General features: G+C 70.2%; 18 protein-coding genes and 1 pseudogene. 13 read left to right on the top strand and 6 right to left on the bottom strand.

Features of this window, described 5'->3' with window-relative positions; all coding sequences use genetic code 11:
• The first annotated feature begins 79 nt into the window (after nucleotides 1-79).
• The 5 genes from ACIBJB_RS21365 (at nucleotide 80) to ACIBJB_RS21345 (ending at nucleotide 3,655) form a co-directional block, all read left to right on the top strand.
• The gene (locus ACIBJB_RS21365; protein ID WP_398932663.1) at nucleotides 80-610 is read left to right on the top strand and encodes a DUF5134 domain-containing protein; all 531 of its coding nucleotides are present in this window, start codon (nucleotides 80-82) and stop codon (nucleotides 608-610) included.
• A 241-nt stretch (nucleotides 611-851) separates the two neighbouring features.
• Complete coding sequence (locus ACIBJB_RS21360) at nucleotides 852-1,523, top strand: phosphatase PAP2 family protein (RefSeq protein WP_398932662.1); 672 nt, start codon at nucleotides 852-854, stop codon at nucleotides 1,521-1,523.
• Nucleotides 1,520-2,038, top strand: coding sequence for a hypothetical protein (locus ACIBJB_RS21355; protein ID WP_398932661.1), 519 nt, complete (start codon nucleotides 1,520-1,522; stop codon nucleotides 2,036-2,038). The genes ACIBJB_RS21360 and ACIBJB_RS21355 overlap by 4 nt, the downstream gene beginning before the upstream one ends.
• Before the next feature lie 9 nt (nucleotides 2,039-2,047).
• Nucleotides 2,048-2,740 (top strand): HAD family hydrolase, encoded by a 693-nt coding sequence (locus tag ACIBJB_RS21350; protein ID WP_398932660.1) that lies wholly within the window; start codon nucleotides 2,048-2,050, stop codon nucleotides 2,738-2,740.
• 240 nt (nucleotides 2,741-2,980) lie between these two features.
• Nucleotides 2,981-3,655, top strand: a complete 675-nt coding sequence (locus ACIBJB_RS21345; protein ID WP_398932659.1) for a TetR/AcrR family transcriptional regulator — start codon at nucleotides 2,981-2,983, stop codon at nucleotides 3,653-3,655.
• On the opposite strand, the gene ACIBJB_RS21340 is transcribed toward ACIBJB_RS21345, so the two are convergent.
• On the bottom strand, nucleotides 3,643-5,145 hold the full coding sequence (locus ACIBJB_RS21340) for an LVIVD repeat-containing protein (RefSeq protein WP_398932658.1): 1,503 nt from the start codon (nucleotides 5,143-5,145) through the stop codon (nucleotides 3,643-3,645). The two genes, ACIBJB_RS21345 and ACIBJB_RS21340, sit on opposite strands and share 13 nt — an antisense overlap.
• 96 nt (nucleotides 5,146-5,241) lie before the next feature.
• On the opposite strand from ACIBJB_RS21340, the gene ACIBJB_RS21335 reads away from it, so the two are divergent.
• Complete coding sequence (locus ACIBJB_RS21335; RefSeq protein ID WP_398932657.1) at nucleotides 5,242-5,910, top strand: DUF305 domain-containing protein; 669 nt, start codon at nucleotides 5,242-5,244, stop codon at nucleotides 5,908-5,910.
• Between the two features lie 27 nt (nucleotides 5,911-5,937).
• Here the strand turns inward: ACIBJB_RS21335 and ACIBJB_RS21330 are convergent.
• Nucleotides 5,938-6,039: pseudogene (locus ACIBJB_RS21330) on the bottom strand (DUF6214 family protein); the annotation flags it as partial.
• Nucleotides 6,040-6,233: 194 nt separating this feature from the next.
• Between ACIBJB_RS21330 and ACIBJB_RS21325 the strand changes: the two are divergent.
• Nucleotides 6,234-7,574 (top strand): FAD-dependent oxidoreductase, encoded by a 1,341-nt coding sequence (locus tag ACIBJB_RS21325; RefSeq protein ID WP_398932656.1) that lies wholly within the window; start codon nucleotides 6,234-6,236, stop codon nucleotides 7,572-7,574.
• 90 nt (nucleotides 7,575-7,664) lie between these two features.
• Nucleotides 7,665-9,053 carry a nucleobase:cation symporter-2 family protein gene (locus ACIBJB_RS21320; RefSeq protein ID WP_398932655.1) on the top strand — a complete coding sequence of 463 codons (1,389 nt, stop codon included), beginning with the start codon at nucleotides 7,665-7,667 and terminating at the stop codon, nucleotides 9,051-9,053.
• Here ACIBJB_RS21320 and ACIBJB_RS21315 read toward each other — a convergent pair.
• Nucleotides 8,973-9,326: an ArsR/SmtB family transcription factor gene (locus tag ACIBJB_RS21315; protein ID WP_398932654.1), complete on the bottom strand. Its 354-nt coding sequence runs from the start codon at nucleotides 9,324-9,326 to the stop codon at nucleotides 8,973-8,975. The genes ACIBJB_RS21320 and ACIBJB_RS21315 overlap by 81 nt on opposite strands.
• A 159-nt stretch (nucleotides 9,327-9,485) precedes the next feature.
• Between ACIBJB_RS21315 and ACIBJB_RS21310 the strand changes: the two genes are divergently transcribed.
• Nucleotides 9,486-10,565 (top strand): NADH:flavin oxidoreductase/NADH oxidase, encoded by a 1,080-nt coding sequence (locus ACIBJB_RS21310; protein WP_398932653.1) that lies wholly within the window; start codon nucleotides 9,486-9,488, stop codon nucleotides 10,563-10,565.
• An 84-nt stretch (nucleotides 10,566-10,649) separates the two neighbouring features.
• Here ACIBJB_RS21310 and ACIBJB_RS21305 read toward each other — a convergent pair whose 3' ends face one another.
• Entirely contained in the window at nucleotides 10,650-11,942 is a 1,293-nt protein-coding gene (locus ACIBJB_RS21305) for a PHB depolymerase family esterase (RefSeq protein WP_398932652.1), read from the bottom strand.
• A 487-nt stretch (nucleotides 11,943-12,429) separates the two neighbouring features.
• Between ACIBJB_RS21305 and ACIBJB_RS21300 the strand changes: the two genes are divergently transcribed.
• Entirely contained in the window at nucleotides 12,430-13,407 is a 978-nt protein-coding gene (locus ACIBJB_RS21300; RefSeq protein WP_398932651.1) for a polysaccharide lyase family 1 protein, read from the top strand.
• A 47-nt stretch (nucleotides 13,408-13,454) separates the two neighbouring features.
• Complete coding sequence (locus tag ACIBJB_RS21295) at nucleotides 13,455-14,258, top strand: pectate lyase (protein WP_398932649.1); 804 nt, start codon at nucleotides 13,455-13,457, stop codon at nucleotides 14,256-14,258.
• A 64-nt stretch (nucleotides 14,259-14,322) separates the two neighbouring features.
• Here the strand turns inward: ACIBJB_RS21295 and ACIBJB_RS21290 are convergent, their stop codons facing one another.
• Nucleotides 14,323-15,081: a PaaX family transcriptional regulator C-terminal domain-containing protein gene (locus tag ACIBJB_RS21290; protein ID WP_398932648.1), complete on the bottom strand. Its 759-nt coding sequence runs from the start codon at nucleotides 15,079-15,081 to the stop codon at nucleotides 14,323-14,325.
• Nucleotides 15,082-15,146: 65 nt separating this feature from the next.
• On the opposite strand from ACIBJB_RS21290, the gene ACIBJB_RS21285 reads away from it, so the two are divergent.
• Entirely contained in the window at nucleotides 15,147-16,802 is a 1,656-nt protein-coding gene (locus ACIBJB_RS21285) for an acyl-CoA dehydrogenase family protein (protein WP_398932647.1), read from the top strand.
• Between the two features lie 121 nt (nucleotides 16,803-16,923).
• On the opposite strand, the gene ACIBJB_RS21280 is transcribed toward ACIBJB_RS21285, so the two are convergent.
• The gene (locus ACIBJB_RS21280; RefSeq protein ID WP_398932646.1) at nucleotides 16,924-17,511 is read right to left on the bottom strand and encodes a hypothetical protein; all 588 of its coding nucleotides are present in this window, start codon (nucleotides 17,509-17,511) and stop codon (nucleotides 16,924-16,926) included.
• Nucleotides 17,512-17,797: 286 nt separating this feature from the next.
• On the opposite strand from ACIBJB_RS21280, the gene ACIBJB_RS21275 reads away from it, so the two are divergent.
• Nucleotides 17,798-18,883, top strand: coding sequence for a WD40/YVTN/BNR-like repeat-containing protein (locus ACIBJB_RS21275; RefSeq protein ID WP_398932645.1), 1,086 nt, complete (start codon nucleotides 17,798-17,800; stop codon nucleotides 18,881-18,883).
• The last annotated feature ends 63 nt before the right edge of the window (nucleotides 18,884-18,946 follow it).

Raw genomic sequence — 18,946 nt, 5'->3', positions numbered from 1 at the left:
CCCCGCATACACCCTTGCGCTCGATTGCGCGCCGCATGGCCCGGGCAGTTCTTGACCGACGTCGAGCGGGGAGGTGGGCGTGCACGGACCGGCTTCGCCCGGCTGGCTGCTGGTGGCGCTCTGCGCGGCGACCGGGGCGTACTGCCTGCTGCGGATGCGCAGCAGCGTCGAGGAACAGCGCCGGGCCGCGGGCGGTGAGGCGCTGATGGGCTTCGGGATGGCCGCGATGGCCGTACCCGCCGCCGTGTTCACACCTCCGTCGTGGGCCTGGCCGCTCTGGGCGGCCGTGTTCGGCGGGGCCGCGGTGCGCGCGCTGTGGGCGGCGCGCACGAGCAGCCATCATCTGCACCACCTGGTGGGAGCCGGGGCCATGGTCTACATGGCGGTGGTGATGGCGGCCTCCCCCGGGCACCACGGCGGCGCGGGAGTGCCCGTGGTGACGGGCGTACTGCTCCTCTACTTCGCGGGCTACGTCCTGCTGTCCGGCGTCCGCCTGATACCGGTGACCGCCGGCGGCGGAACCGTCGCCTGGGGCGACCGCCCCGAACTCGCGCGCGCGTGTCGGCTGTCGATGGGCATCGCGATGGTGGCCATGCTGCTGACGCTCTGAGGCGGCCCGGCCCGGACGACGGGACGGCGTACGCGACCGCGCCCGCATATGGCTCGAACTCGACGAGTACCGGGGCGTGTTCGGCCTCTTCCCCGCCTCTCGGGCCATGTCCCACAGCGCGTCCATCACTTGAATCGGGACAGCGACGACCGCGGGTGCCCGTCGCCCGGCGCAACGGCCGGTCAGGCCCGCCCTGTCCCGGAATTGGCCTCAAGGCGCACCGGTCGGCGAGGATCGCAGTATGCGCACGCCGTCCGTCGACTCCCCGCCCCGCCCCACGGAGCACCGGACCGCCGCCCGCGCGACCGGTGTCCTCGCCCTGTGCTCGGTGCTGCTGCTCGTCCTGGTCGCGGTCAAGTGGCATCCGTTGCTCACCGTGGACGGCGACATCGCCGACACCACCCACCGCTGGGCGGTCGACGAGCCGGGGGTCACCCACGCCTTCCGCATTCTCACGGACTGGGTCTGGGACCCCTGGGCGATGCGCATCCTGGCTGCGATCGCCGTGATGTGGCTGGTGTGGCGGCGCAACGCCCGGTGGACCGCCGTATGGCTGGCGGCCACATGTGCGCTGGGCACACTGCTCCAGCAGATCGTGAAGGCCGCGGTCGGCCGCCCGCGCCCCGTCTGGCCCGACCCCGTCGACACCGCGCACTTCGCGGCCTACCCGTCGGGCCACGCCCTGACGGCCACGGTCGTCTGCGGTCTCCTCCTGTGGCTCCTCCGCCACTACGGCGTCGGCCGCGCCCTGTGGTTCACGGCCCTGTCTCTCGCCGTGATCTCCGTGGCCGGCGTCGGCCTGACGCGTATCTGGCTCGGCGTCCACTGGCCCTCCGACGTGCTCGGCGGCTGGCTCCTGGGCGCGATGCTGGTGACGCTGGCGGTGTTGGTCCACCAGCGGTTCCGGCCGTGAACGACGGCCCGAGCCGGGTCTACGGCTATGTGGGCCCGCCCGAGCTGCGCTCGACGGTACGGCCGGACAGCGAGGGCCGGATCATCCGTTCCACCGCCGACCTCGACGCTTGGCTGTCCGGGCGCGGGCCGGCCGAGACCTCGGAGCCCTTCACCTTCGTCGTCGCCCTCGACGGCCTCCTGCGGCTCGCGCCCCGCCGGAGTGAGCACGTGGCCTGCGCGGGCGGCGCGGATGTGTCGTCCGCCGGCGAGATGGGCTTCGCCCGGGCCGCCGGCCGCTGGGCGGTCCACGAGGTCACCAACCACTCCACGGGCTACTGCCCGGACCTCGATTCGTGGCAGGCGGTCGGGCGCGCGCTCGACCGGGCCGGCGTCGAGCACCCCGGCCGGTTCACGCACGCGGTGGTGTTCCGGCGCTGCGAGCAGTGTGGGGAACGGTCGATCGTACGCGAGGGGGATTTCGTCTGCGTGTTCTGCGGGAGTGAGCTCCCCGTCGAGTGGAACGCAGGCCCGTAAGATCACCGTATGACCGCCGTTCTGTTCGACTTCTCGGGAACCCTCTTCCGGATCGAGTCCACCGAGTCCTGGTTGAGGGCTGCTCTCGACGAGGCGGGACTTGCCCTCACCGAGGCCGAGTTGACGCGGGCCGCGCTGGAGCTGGAGAGGGTGGGGGCGTTGCCCGGCGGGATGGCGCCCCGGGCGCCGATGCCGGACGAGGTCGCCGCCGTGTGGGGGATCCGGGACGAGAGTGCCGAGCTGCACCGGGCCGCGTACACCGGGCTCTCGCGACTGGTCCCGCTGCCGGATCCCGCCCTGCACGACGCGTTGTACGACCGGCACATGTCCCCCGCCGCCTGGCGGCCCTATCCCGACGCCGCGGAGGTCCTGCGTGCGCTGAAGAAGCGCGGGATCGGGGTGGGCGTGGTGAGCAACATCGGCTGGGACCTGCGGCCCGTCTTCCGCGCGCACGGGCTCGATCCGTACGTCGACGTGTATGTGCTGTCGTACGAACACGGCGTCCAGAAGCCGGACCCCCGGCTGTTCAAGACCGCCTGCACGGCGCTAGGGGCCGAGCCCCGGCACGTCCTGATGGTCGGCGACGACCGGCGGGCGGACGGCGGTGCGGCGGCCCTGGGCTGCGGGGTGCACTTCGTGGATCATCTGCCGGCGGCGCAGCGGCCCGACGGGCTGCGGCCGGTCCTCGACCTGGTGGGCTGAGACCCGGATCGGCACGCGGCGTCGACACCCGGAATCGACTCCAGAAAGGTGGCCGAAAACCGGGTGGTCACCCCGCCGAGGTGGTCGCCTGAGGACACCATCGGGTCGTATACCCGCCCACTCTGGACGATCCCCCGCGTCGCCCAGAGCAGGCGGCAGCCCCGACCAGGCCTTTCACGGGCCGGTCCGGACGCATTTGAGTATAGTTGGCTGAGAGCCAGTCAACGCAGGAGTTACAGCATGTCCCCGCGCAGCGCCTCGGTCAACGAAGAGTTGCGCCGTCGTTCCCGGGAGCGGCTCCTGCAGGCGGCACTCGAGCTGGTCTCCGAGCGCGGTTACGAGGCCACGACCCTCGGGGACATCGCGGACCGGGCCGGTTCGGCACGCGGCCTGGTGTCGTACTACTTCCCCGGCAAGCGCCAACTCGTGCAGTCCGCCGTGCACCGGCTCATGCACCGCACGCTGGAGGAGGCGCTGGAGCGCGAGCCGCGCACCGAGGACGGGCGGGAGCGGATGGCCCGGGCCATCGACGCGGTCCTGGGCCTGGCCCGGGACCGGACCGTGCTGATGCGCCAGCACATGGCGGGCCTGCTGGACACCGAGGGCTTCGTGCAGTGCCCGGAGCAGCAGCGCCTCGCCGAGCTGCTGCGGGACACGATGGAACGGCACGGTTCACAGACTGTCGAGAGCGACTACCCGATGCTGCGCTCACAACTCATGGGCGCGGTCTACGCGATGGTCCTGCCGAACGTCCCGTTGCCGATCACGACCCTGCGCGCCGAGCTGTTCGCGCGCTACCGGCTGGACTGGGAGCAGGGCGTCCCGCCGGGCACCGAGGCACCCGGCGGGACGTACGACAAGGATCTGTCGCGTTTCTTCGAGACGGGCCCGGAGGCCGGGGATCAGTCGAAGTAGTCCGGCTGCGTCTGGACGTTGAGCTCGCCGAGCCGCACCTTCTTGGCGGGATCCGTGCGCCGGTCGCTGAGCTTCAGGACATCGAAGCCCTTGGCGATGTCGTTGGAGTAGATGTAGCCGTTGTAGTAGTACGCCGACCAGGAGCCGCCCACCGTGAGCGCGCCGGTGGTCAGCGGGCCGCGCTCGAAGTACGCGATCTCCTTGGGCTTCGAGGAGTCGGTGAAGTCCCAGACGGAGACACCGCCCTGGTACCAGGCCTGGACCATGATGTCCTTGCCCTTGACCGGGATCAGGGAGCCGTTGTGGGCCACGCAGTTCTCGGTGTCGGCCTGGTGGCGGGGGATCTTGTAGTAGCTGCGGAAGGCGAGCTTGCGCTGGTCGCCCTTGCCAACGATGTCGTAGATGCCGTCGGCGCCGCGGTTCGGGCCGGTCGCCGCGTTGCAGGTGGCCGCACCGCCGCCGCCCAGTTCGTCGGTGAAGACGACCTTGTTCGCCTTCTGGTTGAAGGTGGCCGAGTGCCAGAACGCGAAGTTGACGTTGTCCTGCACCCGGTCGATGACCTTCGGGTGCTCAGGGTCCCTGATGGAGAAGAGGATGCCGTCACCCATGCAGGCACCCGCCGCCAGGTCCTTGTCCGGGAGCACCGTGATGTCGTGGCAGCCGGTGGTCTTGGAGACGCCCGGGTTGGTGGGCGCGCCCGGGTTGCCGCCGCCGTCGGGGCCCTCGCCGGGGAAGAGCACCGGGAAGTTGACGACCGCCGCCTTCTCGGGGGCGTTCCGCGGCACCTTGATGACGGAGATGCCGTCGTGCGGTGGCTGGCAGTCGGGGTAGGTCGCGCTCGGCGAGTACGAGGAGACGTAGAGGTAGACGTTCCTGCGCTCGGGCACCAGCGTGTGGGTGTGCGAGCCGCAGGCGGTCTCCACGGCGGCGACGTACTTCGGGTTGCTCTTGTCGCTGATGTCGAAGACCTTCATGCCCTCCCACGACGACTTCTCGGTCGCGGGCTGGGTGGTGCTGCTGCAACTGCTGTCGCTGCGTGAGGAGTCGGTGGACAGGAACAGCAGGTTCCCGGAGACGGAGATGTCGTTCTGCGATCCGGGGCACAGCACCTGGGCGACGGTCTTGGGCGCCTTCGGGTTGCTGATGTCGAAGATGCGGAAGCCGTCGTAGTTCCCGGAGAAGGCGTACCTGCCCTGGAAGGCCAGGTCCGAATTGGTGCCGGGCAGTGCGTCCTTGGGGACGTTGACGAGGTGTTCGATGTTGTCGGAGTGCACGATCTCGTCCTGGCCGGGTATCTCGCCGTCGGCGATCGCCGCCTTCACCTCGGCCTCGGTGCTCTTGGACACTCCCTTGCTCGCCGCCGGGCCGTCCCCGGGGTCGGGGGTCGCGACGGCCGGGCCCGCGGTCAGCAGCGCGGCCAGCAGACCCGCGGCGGCCGCGGCAACTCCCAGGCGTCTGCGCCGGGTTCGGGACTCTTGCAACAGGATCACTGTTTTCCTCCCTGTGCCGTTCATGTGGAACGGTTCACGCGTCACCGCAGTATCGTCTTCACCATGCACAGATCAACAGAGGGCAACGAACCTGTAATGAAGGGACCATGGGCGGCCACTGTGCTTTTCCGCCGTGCGCCCCTGCTGACGGCGACCCTGGCCGCCGTGGCGGCCCTGGCCCTCGGGGGCTGCGACTCAGACGCGGATCCCAAGTCGGCGTCGGGAACCGGGCCTTCGGTGCTCGCGCCGGGCAAGCCGGGCGAGGCGAACCGCACGCTGTCCGCCCAGGACGCGCAGGAGCAGCGGGCCGACGACGACACTCCCAACTCGGCGGACGTCTCGTACGCGCGGATGATGATCGAGCACCACGCCCAGGCGCTGGAACTGACCGAACTGGCCCCCGACCGCGCCGAGTCGGCGAGGCTCAAGGCGCTCGCCGAGCGCATCTCGGCCGCTCAGGGGCCGGAGATCGCCGCGATGCGGGCCTGGCTGAAGGAGCACGATCAGCCCGAGAAGAGCGACGACCACATGCACGCCGCGATGCCCGGCATGGCGACCGAGGCCCAGGTGAAGAAGCTGCGCGCCGCGAAGGGGAAGGCGTTCGACGAGCTCTTCCTCACGCTGATGATCACTCACCACCAGGGTGCGATCACCATGGCGACGGACGTGAAGGGGCAGGGCAACAACATCCGGATCGAGGAGATGGCCGACGACGTGGTCGCCCAGCAGACGAGCGAGATCAACCGGATGCGGGACATGCTCTGAACGGGTTGATTCGATGAAGTCGCCTATTCACCGCCTTGTATGACGTGGCGCCAGAAAGCCCGCGTCGCGTGCCTGGGAGATGAGCCGGAGCGACGTGCGGCGGCCGTGCCCGGTCGGGCACATCACCGCGGCTGACCAGTTGCCCAGCGGCACCGGCACGCGTCACTCCACAGCGCCGGCTGCGACCACCACCACGAGCGTGTCCCCCTGGGCACCATGCACGTAAAGTGACCGAATGATCACATTCCGTACGAACTGACAGGCGTACGCGTGTCCCGCGCGGCACCCTGTCAGCGGAGCGGTGGCGGTGCCATCCTGGAAGCATGCGTGTCGCCGTTGTCGGCTCCGGGCCCAGCGGGTGCTACACCGCCCAGAGCCTCGTCCAGCAGGATCCCGACGTGCTCGTCGACGTCCTGGACCGGCTGCCGTGCCCGTACGGCCTGGTGCGCTACGGCGTGGCACCGGACCACGAGAAGATCAAATCGCTCCAGAACAACCTGCGGACGGTGCTGGAGCACGAGCGGGTGCGGTTCCTCGGCGGTATCGAGATCGGCCCGGGCGGAGTGCCGGCCGCGCGGCTGCGCGAGCTGTACCACGCCGTCGTGTACTGCGTGGGCGCCGCGACCGACCGGCATCTGGGGATCCCGGGCGAGGATCTGCCGGGCAGCTGGTCGGCGACGGAGTTCGTGTCCTGGTACAGCGCGCATCCCGACTCCGCTGCCGACGGTTTCGTGGTCGGCGCCCGGTCGGCGGTGGTCATCGGGGTGGGGAACGTCGCGGTCGACGTGACGCGGATGCTGGCCCGCGGGGTGACGGAGCTCAGCCCGACCGACATGCCGCATCCGGCGCTCACCGCGCTGGCCGCCAGCCGGGTGGCGGAGGTCCACATGGTGGGTCGGCGGGGACCTTCGCAGGCCCGCTTCACCACCAAGGAGCTGCGCGAGCTGGGTGCACTGCCGGACACCGAAGTGGTCGTAGACGCAGCGGAGTTGGCGCTGGATCCGGCGTACCTGGACCCCTCTGCCCTGTCGGCGCCGCAGCGCCGGAACGTGGAGGTGCTGCGGGGCTGGGCGGCCGCGGAGTCACGGCCGGCCTCCCGCAGGATCTCGCTGCGCTTCTTCCTGCGTCCCGTCGAACTCCTCGCCGACGGCGGCCGCGTGGGCGCGGTCCGCTTCGAGAGGACGGTGCCGGACGGGCGCGGCGGCGTACGCGGCACCGGTGAATTCGAGGAGATCGAGGCCCAGTTGGTGCTGCGCTCGGTGGGCTATCGGGGCATGCCCGTGGAGGGACTGCCGTTCGACGCGGAGAGCGGCACGGTACCCAACGTCGACGGGCGTGTCGTGCACGGCTCTTCCGCCGTCCCGGGAGAGTACGTGGCCGGCTGGATCAAGCGCGGCCCGACCGGCGTGATCGGCACCAACCGCCCGGACGCCAAGGAGACGGTGACCTCGTTGCTCGAGGACGCCCGCACGCTCGTACACAAAGATCTGCCCGAGGACCCACTGGACGCACTGCGGGCAGCGGGCGCCGAACCGGTGGAGTGGGCGGGCTGGTGCGCGATCGAGCGAGCGGAGGCGGAGCTCGGTGCGTCCCTGGGCCGGGGCGTGGTGAAGCTCCCGGACTGGCAGTCCCTCATGAACGCGGTACACGGAAGTGCCTCTTAGGGGCGGGGGCACCCCCCGGCCCGCACCGGGCAACGAACCGGCAACACCCCCGACATCAACAAACTGTTCAACACGCTTACGGTCTCGGACATGGCTCAAACCACCCCTGTGCACCCCGTAGACGAAGTACCCCCGGTACGGCAGCTCGCCGCCTTCGGCCTCCAGCACGTCCTCGCGATGTACGCGGGCGCCGTGGCCGTCCCCCTGATCGTCGGCGGCGCGATGAAGCTGTCGCCCGCGGATCTGGCGTATCTGATCACCGCCGACCTCCTGGTGTGCGGTATCGCCACGCTCATCCAGTGCATCGGCTTCTGGCGCTTCGGCGTACGGCTCCCGATCATGCAGGGCTGCACCTTCGCGGCCGTGTCACCGATGGTCCTGATCGGCACGACGGGCGGCGGACTCTCGGCGATCTACGGCTCGGTGATCGTCGCGGGCCTCGCGATCGTGCTGCTCGCACCCGTCTTCGGCAGGTTGCTCCGCTTCTTCCCGCCGCTGGTCACGGGCACGGTGATCCTGATCATCGGCATCTCGCTGTTGCCGGTCGCCGGCAACTGGGTCGCGGGCGGCGTCGGATCGGCCGACTTCGGCGCCCCGAAGAACATCGCGCTCGCCGCGTTCGTCCTGGTGGTGGTGCTGGGCGTGCAGCGGTTCGCGCCGGCGTTCCTGAGCCGGATCGCGGTACTGATCGGCATCGGGGTCGGCCTGGCGGTGGCCGTCCCCTTCGGGTTCACGGACTTCGACGGGGTGGGTGACGCGGACTGGGTCGGGATCAGCACGCCCTTCCACTTCGGGGCGCCGACCTTCGAGTTCTCGGCGATCGTGTCGATGCTGGTCGTGGCCCTGGTGACGATGACCGAGACGACCGGTGACCTGATCGCGGTGGGCGAGATGACGGACCGCGGGATCGAGCCGCGCTCCCTGGCGGACGGCCTGCGGGCCGACGGCCTGTCGACCGTGCTCGGCGGTGTCTTCAACACCTTCCCGTACACGGCGTACGCCCAGAACGTCGGTCTGGTCGGCATGACCCGGGTGCGCAGCCGCTGGGTCGTCGCCACGGCCGGCGGCATCCTGGTCCTGCTCGGCCTGCTGCCCAAGCTGGGCGCCGTGGTCGCGGCCGTACCGGCTCCGGTGCTGGGCGGGGCGGGCCTGGTGATGTTCGGGACGGTCGCGGCGAGCGGCCTGCGGACTCTCACCCAGGTGGACTTCAAGGGCAACAACAACCTGACAGTGGTGGCCGTGTCGGTGGCCATGGGCGTGTTGCCGGTGGGCGTGCCGACGATCTACGCGAAGTTCCCCGACTGGTTCCAGACGGTGATGAACAGCGGCATCAGCGCGGGCTGCCTGACGGCGATCGTGCTGAACCTGCTCTTCAACCACCTGCCCGCGAAGGCCGGTTCAGCCGCTCCCGAGCCGGACGGCCTGGCGGGCGGCGGCGCCGAGGAGGGCGTCGAGAAGTCCCGGGAAGAGGTCGTCTAGGTCGTCCCGGCGCAGGCCGTTCATCTTGGCCGTGCCCCGGTAGACCTGGCGGATCACTCCGCTCTCGCGCAGCACCCGGAAGTGGTGGGTGGTCGTCGACTTGGTGACGGGCAGATCGAAGTGCGAACAGGAGAGCTCGTCGCTCACGGCGGCGAGCTCTCGCACGATCTGCAGACGCATCGGGTCGGAGAGGGCGTGCAGGATGCCCTCCAGCCGGATCTCGCCGCGCTCGGGGTGCGGGAGGGCACGACTGCTGACGACGGGGGAGGTCACGGCGGCTCCACTTCTTCAGGTTCCCGGGGGTTCTGCGGCCTAGGCGGCCGGCCCTCGGGAATGCCATTGTATGAGACCTTTCGTAGTTTGACATTCGACGTACTACGATGCCTATCGTACGAGTCCACCCACTACCGGTCTTGATGAATGGAGCCCGCCGTGAGCGCACTCTTCGAGCCCTGCACCCTCCGCGACGTGACGATCCCGAACCGGGTGTGGATGCCGCCGATGTGCCAGTACTCGGCCGCTCCTGACGGTCCCGAGACCGGCGCCCCGAACGACTGGCACTTCGCGCACTACGCGGCGCGCGCGGCCGGCGGCACCGGCCTGATCATCGTCGAGGCCACCGGCGTCAGCCCCGAGGGCCGTATCTCCCCCTACGACCTCGGCATCTGGAACGACACCCAGGTCGAGGCGTTCCGCCGCATCACCCGCTTCCTGGTCTCGCAGGGCACGGTCCCGGGAATCCAGCTCGCCCATGCGGGACGCAAGGCGTCCACCGACCAGCCGTGGAAGGGCGGCGCGCCGCTCGCTCCGGACGCGCGGGGATGGCAGCCGCTGGGCCCCAGCGCACTGGCGTACGACGCGAAGCACCCGGTACCGACGGAGCTGACGGCTGATCACATCGCAGAGGTGGTGCGCCAGTTCGCGGACGCGGCCCGTCGCGCCCTCGCCGCAGGTTTCGAAGTCGCCGAGATCCACGGCGCCCACGGCTATCTGATCGGCAACTTCCTCTCCCCGCACAGCAATCACCGCACCGACGAGTACGGCGGCTCCTACGAGAACCGCACCCGCTTCGCGCTGGAGGTCGTCGACGCGGTACGCGAGGTGTGGCCCGACGACAAGCCCCTCTTCTTCCGCATCTCCGCGACCGACTGGCTGGAGGAGGGCGGCTGGACCCCGGACGACACCGTCCGCTTCGCCCAGGACCTCCAGGCCCACGGCATCGACCTCCTGGACGTCTCCACCGGCGGCAACGCCTCGGGCGTCCGCATCCCGGTCGGCCCCGGCTACCAGGTCCCCTTCGCCGCCCGTGTCAAGGCGGAAACCACCCTCCCGGTCGCCGCGGTCGGCCTCATCACGGATGTCGAGCAAGCGGAGAAGCTCCTGGCCAACGGCGAGGCGGACGCGGTGCTGCTGGGCCGCGAACTGCTGCGGAACCCGTCCTGGGCGCGGCACGCCGCGCGGGAACTGGGCGGAGAGGTGCACGTTCCGGAGCAGTACCACCGGTCGGTCTGACGAGCGGGGTCTGCCGCGCTCCCGGCGGGACGCCGGCACACTGTGCCGGCGTCCCGCCGGAGGACCGCGATGGCCGGTCAGTGCTCAACTCGCCGTACAAGCCGTCCCGTTGAGCGTGAAGCCACCCGGCGCCGCACTGTTCCCGCCGTGAGTCGCCTGGTATCCGATGCTGACGCTCGCGTTCGGCGCGATCGTCCCGTTGTACGTCGCGTTCGTCGCCGTCACCGTGCCGGAGGACGGGGTGTACGTGGCGCCCCAGCCGTTGGTGATGGTCTGGCCGGTGGGGAGGGTGAAGGCCAGCTGCCAGTTGTTGATCGCGGTGGTGCCGGTGTTGGTGATCGTCAAAGACGCCGTCAGGCCCGTGTTCCAGGCGTTGGTCGTGGCCGTCACCTTGCAGGCACCCGGCTGGGGCTGGGGGGCCGGGCCCGAGCTGTCGAGGCCGAAGAAGGTGAGGGCGCGGGCGGCCATGCCGTTGGCGTAGAGGTTGTGGCCGACGCCCTGGAGGCTGATCGCCTCGACGGGGGCCCGGTCACCGGTGGCGCCGTAGCGCGTGCGGGTCCAGCCGGAGACCGGCGAGTCGGTGGCGGCCGGCGTCTGGCTGACGCCGAGGACGTTCGTCCACTGCTTGATCTCCTCCCCGAAGTTGGGGTAGCGCAGCACGTCGTCCTCGGTGCCGTGCCACACCTGCATGCGCGGCCGGGTGCCGGTGTAGCCGGGGTAGGCGGCGCGGACCAGGTCGCCCCACTCCTGCGGGGTGTGGGTGATCGTGCCGCCCGAGCAGGCGCTGTTCCACTCCGAGCCGTCGGTCGTCGCGAAGCAGCCGAAGGGGACGCCGGAGAAGGCGGCGCCCGCCGCGAACAAGTCCGGGTAGTCGCCGAGCAGGACGTTCGTCATCATCGCGCCGGAGGAGATGCCGGTGGCGTAGATCCTGCTGGTGTCGGCGGAGTAGGTGCGCACCGTCCAGTCGATCATCGACTTGATGCCGACGGGGTCGCTGCCGCCGCCCCGTTTCAGTGCCTGCGGCGAGGACACGTCGAAGCACTTGCTGGACCGGGTGACCGAGGGGTAGAGCACGACAAAGCCGTAGGTGTCGGCCAGTCGGGCCCACTCGGTGCCGTTGTACATGGCCGGTCCGGAGCCGGTGCAGTAGTGCACGGCCACGACCACCGCGGGGTGCGCGGTGACGTTGTCCGGCACGTACAGGTACATCTGGAGATTGCTCGGGTTCGTGCCGAAGTCGGTCACCTCGGTGAGGGTCGCGGTGGGTACCGCCTCGGTTCGGGCCGAGGCCGTGGGTGCGGCGAAGAGCACCGCCGCGAGTAACAGCAGCAGGGCCGGCAGCACCGACCTCAGCGGTCTCCTGGGGGTGATGGACACGTCCTTGCCCCTTTCGGTCAGCGGTATCGGAACGATCAGCGGGAGGAGTTCGTCCGAGTTTCGCCGTGGCGGAGGGCAGCGGGTCCCAGCGCGAACAAAAGTGAGCACCAGGCCGCTGATGAACGTACGCATGGTGGAGTCACCACCGACTCGCCCCTCTCGGAAGTCCTCGGAAATCTCTCGGAAGGGAAGCGTCCGGCGAGCATCGTGGCATGCACATGGCTGCCATGGAAGCGCTCCCACACGTCGAAAGAATTCGCTCACCCCTGCCACCCCTCCCCCACCTGGGACGGCCGAATGTCTTCTGCGCAAAGCGTTGACCAGAAAGCGCTTACCCTCTACGTTCCGTTCAGCGATGTGACCGGCCCGTCTCCCCAGGGCCTTACATGGCCGCTCTGCACTGCGCACGTCGTTCAACATGGCGAACCGTTTTCACGTACATGACCGACCAGGCACCATGCAGGCACCACGGAAGGGACGCACCCGCATGCGTACTCGCCCCCCACGTACACACGCGCAAAGATCCGCTCTGGCCGCCGGTGCGGCCGCGCTCGCGACGGCGGCCGCCCTGGCCGTCCCGCAGCCGGCCGGGGCCGCCGAGACCTCCCCCATCGGTTTCGGCGCCGGAACGACCGGCGGCGGCAGCGCCTCCGCGGTCACCGTCTCCACGCTGAGCGCCTTCAAGACGGCCGTCACCGGCAGCACGGCGAAGGTCGTCAAGGTCAACGGCCTGATCTCGCTGAGCGGCACGGTCGACGTCGGCTCCAACACCACGGTGCTGGGTGTCGGTTCGTCCTCCGGGTTCACCGGCGGCGGGCTGCGGCTGAAGAAGGTCACGAACGTCGTCGTCCGCAACCTGAACATCAGCAAGCCCCTCGCGCCCGCCGACGGCATCGAGGTGCAGGCCTCGACGAAGGTGTGGATCGACCACAACTCCTTCTCGGCGGACCGTGATCACGACAAGGACTACTACGACGGTCTGTTGGACATCAACCACGGCTCCGACAACGTCACGGTGTCCTGGAACACCTTCAAGGACCACTTCAAGGGCTCGCTCGTCGGCCACAGCGACAACAACGCGAGCGAGGACACCGGCCACTTGAAGGTGACGTACCACCACAACTGGTTCAACAACGTCAACTCGCGCATCCCGAGTCTGCGCTTCGGTACCGGGCACTTCTACGACAACTACGTCGTCGGCGCCGAGACCGCGGTTCACTCGCGCATGGGCGCCCAGATGCTCGTGGAGAACAACGTCTTCCGGAGCACCGGAGTCGCTGTCACCACGAACCGGAACAGTGACGTGGACGGCTACGCCAACCTGCGCGGCAACGACCTCGGTGGAGCCGCCACCGAGGTGTCCCGGGTCGGCACCTTCACCACTGCTCCGTACGGCTACACCGCCGAGCCCGCCTCCTCCGTCGTCACCTCGGTGACGGGCGGCGCGGGCGCCGGAAAGATCTGACCACCCCCAACCCGTCCACCCCCCGACACGGAAGAAGGAATCGGGACATGACTTCTTCGGCACGTCCACGCGCGCGTACCCGCGCGCTGACCGGAGCCATGGCCGCACTCGGCCTCTCGGTTGGCATGATCATGACACTCAACGCGCCGACGGCCAGCGCCGCCACCTGGCCGACGGCGAACGGCAGCCAGGCGGTCTCCTCGACCATCGAGCTGTCCGGCACCAAGGACTACGGTATGAAGCGCCTGTACGGCACGGGCGACCTGGGCAGCGACAGCCAGGACGAGGACCAGGGGCCGATCCTGAACCTGGCCGCCGGGACCGTCCTGAAGAACGTCATCATCGGGGCTCCCGCCGCCGACGGCATCCACTGCGCGGGCAGCTGCACGCTGCAGAACGTGTGGTGGGAGGACGTCGGCGAGGACGCGGCGACCTTCCGCGGCTCCTCGTCGTCGAACGTGTACACCGTCTCCGGCGGTGGCGCGAAGTCGGCGAGCGACAAGGTGTTCCAGTTCAACGGCGCCGGGACGCTCAACATCTCCAACTTCGCGGTGCAGAACTTCGGCACCTTCGTGCGGTCCTGCGGCAACTGCTCGACGCAGTACAAGCGGACGATCAACCTCAACACCATCGAGGCGACCTACTCGGGCAACAAGCTCGTCGGCATCAACACCAACTACGGCGACAGCGCGACCCTGAAGAAGATCACGATCGTCGGCGACTCCAGCAAGAAGATCGTCCCGTGCCAGAAGTACATCGGGAACAACACGGGCAAGGAGCCGACCACGAACGGCTCGGGGCCGGACAGTACTTACTGCAAGTACGCGACGTCCGACATCACCTACAAGTAGCAGCTCGCTAGGTGAAGGCGGCCGTACGAAGCGTCCCCGCACGGCGCTTCGCACGGCCGCCTTGTCATGTGCGGAGCCGGCTCTGGGGCACGGTGTCCGCCAGCTCCCCTTGGTAGGCCGCGTACGCGGAGCGCAGTTCCGCGCCCGGCCAGTCGGGCGGCAGGAGCTCGGGCGGCAGCACCGGGTCGGTCAGCAGATGCCGTACGACGGCCGCGAAGCCGGTGAGCCGGTCCGCGGGCCGGTCCGCGCGGGCGACGTGGGTGAGCAGTGCCCGGGACCGGGCCGCCCAGTCGCCGAGGGACCACAGCTCGGCGGCCAGCTCCGGCCCTGGGCGACCGGGGCGGGCCGTGTAGCGCTGGGCGACCGCGCTGAGGTCGTCCGGAAGCGATCGGAGCAGGTTGGCGGGGCGCAGCCAGACGCCCTCTCGGAGTTCGGCGAGCCGGAGCGCGGTCAGCCGCGTGCGCAGCTCGGCTCGTTCGGCCGGTCCGCGGCCCGTCGCCGTGATCACGACCATTTCCCAGTCGCCGCTCCACGCGCGCGTGCGCGGGTGCACCGAGTCGTCCTGACGGCGCTGCCGGGCGAGCAGCCGGTCGCTGAGGCCGTAGACGGTGTCGGCGCGCCGCAGGTCACCGGCGCTCACCATCCGGCTGAGGGCGGCACGCAGCGTGGAGCCGCCCACCCCGAACGGCTCCACCGCGCGGAGCAGGTCCTTCACGGGCATCTCCGGGGGATGCGCGCCGAGCAGCAGGCTCAGGACGACCGAGCGCGCGGACAACGGCCGCAGGTCGACCTCACCGAGCTGCTCCGACACGTTCCTGCGCATGGTCACGTACTGTACTTCTTGTTGCACTATTGCTACAGCCGCGGGATAAGCGCAACATAGACCGCATGGTCTCCCTCTCCGCGCCCGAACAGGCCGCCACCCACGCCGTCACCAATCAGCCGCCTCCGCTGGCTCCGTACGACGCCTCCGACGATCCCGTCCTGCTGGAAGGGCTGCGCCGTGAGGGCGCCGGCTGGGCCGAGGAGGGCATCCGGCGGCTCGGTCTGCGGGCCGGGAGCGCCGAGGCCCAGGAGTGGGCGGATCAGGCCAACCGGCACGAGCCGGTACTGCGCACGCACGACCGGTACGGCAACCGCGTCGACGAGGTCGACTTCCACCCGAGCTGGCATCACCTGATGAGGACCGCGGTCGCCGAGGGCCTGGCCGGCACCCCGTGGTCCGAGGACCGGCCCGGTGCCCATGTCGCGCGTACGGCGGGCGGGTTGGTGTGGGGGCACACGGACGCGGGCCACGGCTGTCCCACGTCGATGACGTACGCGGCGATCCCGGCGCTGCGCAAGGAGCCGGAGCTGGCAAAGGTCTACGAGCCGCTGCTGACCGGCCGCGCGTACGAGCCGGAGCTCAGGGTGCCGGCCGAGAAGCGCGGTCTGCTCGCCGGCATGGGGATGACCGAGAAGCAGGGCGGCTCCGACGTCCGCACGAACACCACGGCGGCGACGCCCACCGCGGAGTCGGGCGTGTACACGCTGCGCGGGCACAAGTGGTTCACGTCGGCGCCGATGTGCGACGTGTTCCTGGTGCTGGCGCAGGCGCCCGGTGGGCTGTCGTGCTTCCTCGTCCCGCGCGTCCTCCCGGACGGCAGCCGCAACGCCTTCCGCATCCAGCGCCTCAAGGACAAGCTCGGCAACCGGTCGAACGCCTCCTCCGAGCCCGAGTTCGACGGGACGGTCGCGTGGCTGGTCGGTCCCGAGGGACAGGGCGTCAAGACGATCATCGAGATGGTCAACTGCACGCGGCTGGACTGCGTGATGATGTCGGCGACCCTGATGCGCAGGACGCTCGTCGAGGCGGGACACCATGCCCGGCATCGCAGCGCGTTCGGCGCCCGGCTGGTGGACCAGCCGCTGATGCGCAATGTGCTGGCCGATCTGGCGCTGGAGTCCGAGGCCGCCACCGCCCTCACGCTACGGCTCGCGGGCGCCGCCGACCGGGCGGTGCGCGGGGACGCCGGCGAGCAGGCGTTCCGCCGTATCGCCACCGCCGTCGGCAAGTACTGGGTCACCAAGCGGGGCCCGGCCTTCACCGCGGAGGCCCTGGAATGCCTGGGCGGCAACGGTTACGTGGAGGACTCGGGCATGCCCCGGCACTACCGGGAGGCACCCCTGCTGTCGATCTGGGAGGGGTCCGGGAACGTCAACGCCCTCGACGTCCTGCGGGCGTTGCACCGTGCGCCGGACACCGCTCAGGCGCTGTTCGGCGAACTCGCCCTGGCCCAGGGGGCGGACGCCCGCCTGGACGCGGCCGTCGCCCGGCTCAAGGACCTGTTGGCCACGACGTCCGAGGCGGGCGCCCGCCGGCTGGTGGAGCACATGGCCCTCACCCTCCAGGCCTCCCTCCTCGTCCGGCACGCCCCGTCCGCGGTCTCCGACGCTTTCTGCGCGACCCGACTCGGTGGCGACTGGGGGCACGCCTTCGGCACTCTGCCCGACGCGGCGGACATGGAGGCGATCCTCGACCGAGCGCTGCCTGGCCGGGACTGATCCCTGCCCCGCCGGCGGACGAGCGGTTGGATCGGGCTTGCGGGAAGGTTCTGAGGGGCGGGTGGCCGCACGGAGTGGTTGCACACGGCTGGTTCACTCGACGCGGCCCTGCCCGCCGGTGTTACCTCCCGTCGGCCCGCCTCCCGCCCCACAACGGTCCGAAGTGCGCCCAGTCCGAGTCCCACTGGTCGAGGCGGTGGCGCTCCATACGGCGACGGAGGACCCGACCGCCCACGAAGGGGACGGCCGCGGTGCTGACGCCGACCAGGATGCCGATCATCGCGGCGCGGATCTGTGCCTGGCCCTCGGTGGCGGGCTGGGTCATCAGACGGCCCTGAGGGTCGGTCCAGACGGTGACCGGGGTGCCCTGGGTGCTGCCGGGATCGACGCGGACCTGGCCCTCGTGGGCCGAGCCGTCCACGCCGGTCCAGGCCACCTTGCCCCATACCCGTTCACCGCTCGACGTGCCCGGGTCGGCCGTGCCCGGCGCCTGGTCGACGAGACGGGCCACGACGGGCCGCCACTCGACGCGCTCCAGTGCCAGCTGGTGCTCGACGGACCGGCTCACCCCCAGACCGGCGAGCACCCCGGCCAGCACGGTGAGCAGCCAGGCACCGAGTACGACCCACGCCTCGACGGTGTCGGCGCGGCGTCGGAGCGGATTGCGCCGCCAGCGCCACAGCCAGACCTTGGGACCACGGAACGCCATCGAAGGCATCCTCCTCATGAGCGACGGGCGCACGAACATGCCGGACCGACCTCCCATACGGGGGAGCCGTCCTCGATGCTCACGGCTCACGGCGAGTTCTCCGTCACGACGGTCCCACCGGGGCGCCCGCCGCTGCCGGCATCTTGCCGAAAGCCGCCCGTCAATCGCCTCAGCCGGTTACCATCCCCGCCCTGACCTGCGACGAAGGCCTTTCCAGAGGTGACTGTCAGTGGCGGGGTGCAGACTGGCCGATGTCTGGGACAAAGACGTCACGGAGGTGATCGGTATGACTGAGAAGCTGCTTGCCGTGGGGACGCGCAAAGGTCTGTTCATCGGGCGTGGGCGCGGCGGCACCTGGGAGTTCGACGAGAGCCCGTATTTCAACGCGCAGGCCGTGTACTCGGTCGCCATCGACACCCGGGGCGAGCGTCCCCGGCTGCTGGTAGGTGGTGACAGCGCGCACTGGGGTCCCTCCATTTTCCACTCCGACGACCTGGGCCGCACCTGGAGGGAGCCGGCCCAGCCCGCGGTGAAGTTCCCGAAGGACACCGAGGCCTCCCTGGAGCGGGTCTGGCAGCTGCACCCGGCGGCGGCCGAGCCGGACGTGGTGTACGCGGGCACGGAACCGGCCGCGCTGTACCGCTCCGAGGACCGCGGGGAGAGTTTCGAGCTCGTCCGTCCGCTCTGGGAGCATCCGACCCGCTCGAAGTGGGTGCCGGGTGGTGGCGGTGAGGGCCTGCACACCGTTCTGACCGACCAGCGGGACCCGCGCGCGGTGACGGTGGCCGTCTCCACCGCCGGGGTGTTCCGCACCAAGGACGGTGGCGCGAGCTGGGAGCCGTCCAACTCCGGTGTCTCCGCGGTGTTCCTGCCCGACCCGAACCCGGAGTTCGGCCAGTGCGTGCACAAGGTGGCCCGGGACGCGGCCGATCCGGACCGGCTGTATCTCCAGAACCACTGGGGTGTGTACAGAAGCGACGACGCGGGGGCGCACTGGACGGACATCGGCGAGGGGCTGCCGTCCACCTTCGGCTTCGCGGTGGCCGCCCATCCCCACCGCGGTGAGACGGCGTACGTCTTCCCGATCAACGCCGACGCGGACCGCGTCCCGGCCGGTCACCGATGCCGGGTCTTCCGCACGGCGGACGCGGGCAAGAGCTGGGAGCCGCTCACGGCGGGGCTGCCGCAGGAGGACCACTACGGCACGGTGCTGCGGGACGCGATGTGCACGGACGACGCGGACCCGGCCGGCGTCTACTTCGGCAACCGCAACGGCGAGGTGTACGCCTCGGCCGACGACGGCGACAGCTGGCGGCAGTTGGCCTCGCATCTGCCGGACGTGCTGTGCGTGCGGGCGGCGGTGGTCGCGTGATCCAGGCCTTCGAGGAGTAACACTGCTGATTGCCGGTCAGGACCCGTATCCGACACCGGGGCA

The sequence above is a fragment of the Streptomyces sp. NPDC050759 genome (assembly GCF_044456945.1).
In the GTDB taxonomy this organism is placed as follows: domain Bacteria; phylum Actinomycetota; class Actinomycetes; order Streptomycetales; family Streptomycetaceae; genus Streptomyces.
The sequence above is the reverse complement of the archived record's forward strand: the minus strand, read 5'-3'. Positions and strand labels throughout refer to the sequence as shown.